Here is a 5,833-nt window from a genome sequence, read left to right on the forward strand (position 1 = left end):
GATCGTGAGCACCTTTTCGGAGGTGCGGGACGCTTCGGCCGACAACTCAGCTACAGGGTGCCTCGTTCAAACGAGGAAGCCTGATGCCAACCCAGAGATTGTCGATGCGCCGGATCAGAGAAGTTTTACGTCTAAGGCATGTCCAGGGCCTGACCGAACGCGCCATCGCGCACACGCTCGGGGTGAGCAATGGCGTCGTGCATGGTTATCTGCGGCGCGCCCGTCTCGCCGGGCTGAGCTGGCCGCTGCCTGAGGGGATGGATGACGAAGGCCTTGAGCTGCTGCTCTTCCCGGCGCCGAAGGCAGCGTCGCAAAGCCCGCGGCGGCCGGTGCCCGATTGGAGCTATGTCGAGAAGGAGTTGCGCCGGCGCAATGTAACGCGGGTGCTGCTGTGGGAAGAGTATCGTGCGGCCAATCCCGACGGCTTTGGCTACACCTGGTTTTGTACGACCTTCGAGGCCTGGAAAGGGCGCGCACGCCCGACGATGCGCCAGACGCACCTGGGCGGCGAGAAGGTGTTTGTCGATTTCGCCGGCGACACCATCGACGTCTTCGACCCAATCACCGGCGAAGCGCATCCCATGAAGCTGTTCGTCGCAGCGATGGGCGCGTCGAACTATACCTACGCCGAGGCGTGCTCGAGCGAGAGCCTGCCCGACTGGATCGGCGTGCACACGAACCTCTTCACCTTTCTGGGTGGCGTGCCGAAGTTCGTGGTCTGCGACAATCTCAGGGCCGCCGTCACCAACCCCGACCGCTACGACCCCGGTCTCAACCGGACCTATGCGGAGATGGCGAGCCATTACGGCACCGCAGTTCTCGCAGCCAGGCCGAGACGCCCGAAGGATAAGGCGATTGTTTCATAGTGAGTCCTGTTCGGTTGATGGCACGGTAATTGAGGCACGGCGGGCGGCAACGGCGTTTCGGCCCGGGCGGCCTTTGATGATCTCGAGGTCGTGAGGAATGTCCCACAGACCACGGTTGAGACTGTCGCTGCAGACTTTGCTGATGAGCCCCTGGCGCCCCCATTGATGCACCGTGGTCTCGGCGACAGCGAAGTGTTCGGCCGCTTCCTGCGTGGTGAGCAGACCACAATCCCGCAGGCGCTGGCGACGGCTGGGCAGGTTGTAAGCTCCACGGATGAAGGCGATCTTCTTGAGATTGAACGGCTTGCCCTCCCAGGTTCGCAGGCCATCTTCATTGAGGATATCGGCGATCTCGCGATCGCAATATCGGTCGAGCAAGCGGTCGACCTTGGCGACGAGCTCAGGCTTGAACTTGCGGATTTGGGCGATCGGCAACGGCCGCTCCAGCGTCAAGGTGCGGGTCGCCCCGCCGGATAGTCGCACGTTTGCAGTAATCGTCTCGGCCTTGACCAGGGTGACGTCGGCGACCAGCAGCCGCAGGATACGCTTGCGCTCGCGGACATCGATGCGGGGATCGCTCCAGATCCGCGGGAACTGCTCGGCAAGATCGCGGACGCGTTGCTGCGTCTCGGCATCGAGGGCAGCGGCTTCCTCGGGCGCGCGTCGTTCATAGTCCTCGACAACGTCGGTGTGGAGCCGCAGCTTCTCATTCCATTCGGCCTCGAGAGTGTCGGCAACGAGGCGATTGTCGGGATCGACCTTCATGTAGCGGCGCCGGGCGAGCTCGGCGTCATGACGCGTCCGCTCGATATGCTGTCGGCGCAACGTGTCCATCTCGGCGGCGCGTGCCTCAAGCTCGCGCTGGACCGCCAGGGTGACCTCAAGGGTCATCGGCCTCATCAGCTCGACAAGCAATGCACCCACCGCCGGGTCGACGACTTTGCCGGGCACGGACTGGCAGACCTTGCCGCCACGGCGAGTGGCAGTCTCCTGGCAGATATAGGTCGGGACAGGCTGACCGTGCTCCTGGCTGTAATGGACGCCCATGCGCCCGCCGCAAAGGCCGCAAAGAACTCTGCCTTGTAGCAAGGCGGATCCTTCGCGGACCGGCCCGGCGCGGCGCTGCATTCCATAGGCTTGTGCATTGGCGGCGAGACGCTTTTGGTTGGCCTTGAAGCGCTCCCAGTCGATATACCCCGGATGCAGGTCGGGCATGACGAACCGCCAGTCAGCCATATCCACCTTGATCTGCGAGACGCCGCCGCCCGGCCGGGGCCGTCCACGCGTTCGACCGTAAACGAAGGCGCCGGCATATCTCGGATTATGCAGGACCTGGAGGATGCGGGCGTGCCGTGGCGGCGCCCACATGAGTTCGCCTTTGTGCGGTCCCTTGCGCAGTCGTCGCGGGAACAGAATGCCTTCGTCGAGGAAGAACTTGACGGTTCTGGTTGCGCTGCCCAGGCGCTCGAAGGTCGTGAACACCATGCGGAGCGCGGCCTGCACCTCGGCGTCCGGGTCGAGTGCGAGAGTGCCATCGGGCAAGTAGACCAAGCCCACTGGCGGCCCAATCTTCAGATCGCCGCGGCTTGCCTTGTTGAGTTGGCCGCCGCGCATGCGCGCCTTGAGGAAGTGCAACTCCGCTTCCGACATCGTTCCTTTCAAACCCAAAAGAAGTCTGTCGTTGAAGCTGGCCGGATCGTAGACGCCATCCTCATCGAGGATGAGGGTGCTGGTCAGGGCGCACAGCTCAAGCAGCCGGTGCCAGTCGGCGGAATTGCGGGCCAGGCGCGAGACCTCCAGCCCCATGACGACGCCGGCCTTGGCGAGGGCTACTTCGCTGACCAGTTCCTGGAAGCCGTCGCGGGCAACGGCGCTGGATCCCGATTTGCCCAGGTCGCAGTCGATCACGTGGACGCGTTCGACCGGCCAACCGGCGGCAATGGCGCGATCACGCAGCCCATACTGTCGCTGCGTGCTCTCGCCGTTCTCGGCAACCTGTCGCAGCGTAGACTGACGGATGTAGAGGTAGGCGTCGCGCCGAAGGTGATCGGCGGTGACTTTGAGGTCAGGCATGTGCTGGCTCCGCGGTTAGCGTGACAACAAGGCTGGCAAGGATGAGGGTGAGCTCGCTGGTGGCGATCGCGCCTGCCGACGGGGGACGATGTACCGGGCAAGGCGGCATAAAGTTGGGTGTTGTCGTTGCGGCCTTAATCCAGGCGACCATGCCTTGACGGCGCAGGGTTACGAGTCCTGATCCGGTGATCAGCCGGGCGCTGAGCACCGCGGCGCGCAGTTGTTCGTATGTGCCGACGAGGCTGGTCGCGCGGACGGTTAAGGCAGATCGAGTGGTTTTTTTTTGGGCGCCATGGCTCGCTCCAGACTTCGCCGGTGCACCCTGACGCCAAAGCGTGTGGCGATAGCGTCTACACGTTGCGGCACGGTGAGGTCGGGCCTCGTCGTCCTGAGTTGGTCGATGTAGGCGAGGACCTCGGCGGAGATCTTGTGTCCGCCCTTTGGGCCCCGCTGCCGGGGCACCAGCCCAGCGAGGCCCTGGTCGGCCAAGGCGCTCTGAGCTTTGTAGAAGGTTGGCCGCGAGACCCCGAAGGCGCTGGCGACATCGCTGATCGGCACGCGATCGGCCTGATGGCGGCGCACCATCTCGTAGCGGACCTGCACAAGGTCCCTGGCATCGAAGAAGGGATTGCCGGCAAACAGCGTGTCGCGCACGCCCTCGGGGTGGGGGTTGAGTGCGCCGTCGCGGGCCAAGGCCTCGGCCTTTGGGTCGCGTCGTGCTGGCTTTTGCTTCGCCATGACCATCATCCAAATTGATTCGTAAATATAAATACGCCTTACCTGATGAGGCGTCAAATAAGATCTCATCACCATGATCGAGACAAACCCTGCAATTCTGGGCATAGATGCGGTATCCGAGGAGGCGTTGCGGCGTAATTTGCCTTACACATGCGGCGTATTTAACCTTACGCATCTTCCACCTCCACTGGCGCAGAGACCCGATCCAGCAGCGTGAGCAAATCCAATAGGTCGACCGTCCGGAACGCCGCGCGCCCGGCCGCGACGCGCCGGAATGCGTCAGGCTGCTCCATGTCCGTCATTGCGGCAGCAATCGTGGGCAAGGTCCCGTCCGGAGCCCGGTAGATCACCCGGTCGTCGCCCCAATGCGGGCTGCGGCCGATCATGTCGAAGGTCTGGCCTTTAAGCGGGTGGAATGGGTGGGTAATGCGGACCGTGAGGCCGGTCGTCCCCATACGGGCTGCAGTTGACGGCTTTATCCAAGGCAAAAGTCGAGGTCGCCGTGCAGATCGCCCAGCGCTGGGTCCTGGCGCGGCTGCGCAATCAGCGCTTTTTTTGCCTGGCGGAGCTGAACGCCGCCATCCGCCTGCTCGTCGCCGAACTCAACGCCCGCCAGATGCGCGGCTTCGGCTCCAGCCGCGCCGAACTCTTCGCCGAGATCGACAGGCCGAAGCTGGGCGCACTGCCGGATCAGCCATACGTCTTTGCGCGCTGGAAGCGTTGCCGTGTCGCGCCCGACTATCACGTCGAGGTCGACGGACACTGGTATTCCACGCCCTACCGCCTCATTCGCGAGCTCGTCGATGTGCGTATCGCCGACAACACTGTCGAGATCTTCCACAAAGGGCAGCGGATCGCCAGCCACGCCCGTGCGCCCAACCGGCGCGGCCACACCACCGTTGCCGATCACATGCCGAGCGCGCATCGCCGCTACGGCAAGTGGACGCCGGGGGGACTGATCGTGGCCGGCGAGAAGATCGGTCCCGCCACCGCCGCCTTCTTTCAGGCCGTCATCGCCGATCGGCCGCATCCCGAACAGGGCTTTCGCACCTGTCTCGGCATCCTGGCGCTGACCAAGAGCTACGGCAACACGCGCGTCGATGCAGCCTGCCAACGCGGCATCCTCATCAAGGCACGCTCCGTCGCCTCGATCCGTTCGATCCTCAAGAACGGCCTTGATCGCGCGTTCCTCGACGAGACGCCCGATCATCAACCCCTGCGCCACGGCAACATCCGCGGTCAGGGCTATTTCCACTGAACCATGGAGTTCTCAATGCTCACCCATCCCACCCATGAACGGCTGATCGCACTCGGCTTGACCGGAATGGCCAAGGCCTTCGAGGAGCAGCGACGATCACCGGATCTCGATGCCCTGTCGTTCGAGGAGCGCATCGGGCTTCTTGTCGATCGCGAAGCCGCCGAGCGCGACACCAAACGGCTCACCACACGCCTCAAATTCGCCGCGCTGCGCCAGAGCGCGTGCGTGGAAGATGTCGATTTACGCACCCCGCGCGGCATCGACCGCGCCGTCTTCGCCAGGCTCGTCGCCGGCGACTGGATCGACCGCCACGAGAACGTGCTGGTCACCGGCGCAACCGGCCTGGGCAAGAGTTGGATCGCCTGCGCCCTCGGCCACAAGGCCTGCCGCGACAATCGATCGGTGCTCTATCATCGCGTCCCGCGCCTCTTTGAGGCGCTCGCGCTGGCGCGTGGCGATGGTCGCTATGGCCGCCTGCTCAAGACGCTCGGGCGCGTTCAACTCCTCATCCTCGACGACTGGGGCCTGTCGGTTCTCAACGCCGCCGAGCGCCGCGACATCCTGGAAATCCTCGATGATCGCCACGGCCGAGCGTCCACAATCGTCACAAGCCAAATCCCCGTGGAACACTGGCACGATGTTGTCGGCGATCCCACGCTCGGCGATGCGATTTTGGATCGCCTCGTTCACAACGCTCACCGCCTTCAACTCACCGGAGAAAGCATGCGAAAACATAAAGCCCGCGCCCACGCTCTTGACGCAGCCGCAAACACCTGAATCAATCAACAGGTCGGTTCGAAGCGGCCGCTCATGATCGCGTGAAATCCCTGCTCACGATCAAATGAAATGAGCGCTCACCATCGCGTGAAATGGCTGCTCACAATCAGCGAAATGCGCA

At 63.6% G+C, this 5,833-nt stretch carries 4 protein-coding genes and 2 pseudogenes; 3 read left to right on the forward strand and 3 right to left on the reverse strand.

What is annotated here, in order from left to right:
• Nucleotides 1–83: 83 nt before the first annotated feature.
• Nucleotides 84–860 (forward strand): annotated as a pseudogene (istA, locus tag RFM68_RS33280) (IS21 family transposase); the annotation flags it as partial.
• On the opposite strand, the gene RFM68_RS33285 reads toward istA, so the two are convergent.
• From RFM68_RS33285 to RFM68_RS33295, 3 genes are all read right to left on the reverse strand, one after another.
• Nucleotides 861–2,939 carry a recombinase family protein gene (locus tag RFM68_RS33285; RefSeq protein ID WP_320237167.1) on the reverse strand — a complete coding sequence of 693 codons (2,079 nt, stop codon included), beginning with the start codon at nucleotides 2,937–2,939 and terminating at the stop codon, nucleotides 861–863.
• A gap of 258 nt (nucleotides 2,940–3,197) precedes the next feature.
• A complete protein-coding gene (locus RFM68_RS33290; RefSeq protein ID WP_320237168.1) occupies nucleotides 3,198–3,677 on the reverse strand; it encodes a helix-turn-helix domain-containing protein in 480 nt (159 codons plus the stop codon).
• Nucleotides 3,678–3,844: 167 nt separating this feature from the next.
• Complete coding sequence (locus tag RFM68_RS33295; protein ID WP_320237169.1) at nucleotides 3,845–4,132, reverse strand: DUF5372 family protein; 288 nt, start codon at nucleotides 4,130–4,132, stop codon at nucleotides 3,845–3,847.
• On the opposite strand from RFM68_RS33295, the pseudogene RFM68_RS33300 reads away from it, so the two are divergent.
• Together RFM68_RS33300 and istB are read left to right on the forward strand one after the other, a co-directional pair.
• Nucleotides 4,123–4,935, forward strand: a pseudogene (locus RFM68_RS33300) (Mu transposase domain-containing protein); the annotation flags it as partial. The gene RFM68_RS33295 and the pseudogene RFM68_RS33300 sit on opposite strands and share 10 nt — an antisense overlap.
• 15 nt (nucleotides 4,936–4,950) lie before the next feature.
• Nucleotides 4,951–5,712: an IS21-like element helper ATPase IstB gene (gene istB, locus RFM68_RS33305; protein WP_320237170.1), complete on the forward strand. Its 762-nt coding sequence runs from the start codon at nucleotides 4,951–4,953 to the stop codon at nucleotides 5,710–5,712.
• Nucleotides 5,713–5,833 lie beyond the last annotated feature (121 nt).

It is taken from the genome of Mesorhizobium montanum (genome assembly GCF_033977145.1).
In the GTDB taxonomy this organism is placed as follows: Bacteria; Pseudomonadota; Alphaproteobacteria; order Rhizobiales; family Rhizobiaceae; genus Mesorhizobium; species Mesorhizobium montanum.

Excerpts from the sequence above, each read along its gene's own strand:
- RFM68_RS33285 (WP_320237167.1), bottom strand. The coding sequence starts at position 2,939 with ATGCCTGACCTCAAAGTCACCGCCGATCACCTTCGGCGCGACGCCTAC.
- RFM68_RS33295 (WP_320237169.1), bottom strand. The coding sequence starts at position 4,132 with ATGGGGACGACCGGCCTCACGGTCCGCATTACCCACCCATTCCACCCG.
- istB (WP_320237170.1), top strand. The coding sequence starts at position 4,951 with ATGCTCACCCATCCCACCCATGAACGGCTGATCGCACTCGGCTTGACC.
- RFM68_RS33290 (WP_320237168.1), bottom strand. The coding sequence starts at position 3,677 with ATGGCGAAGCAAAAGCCAGCACGACGCGACCCAAAGGCCGAGGCCTTG.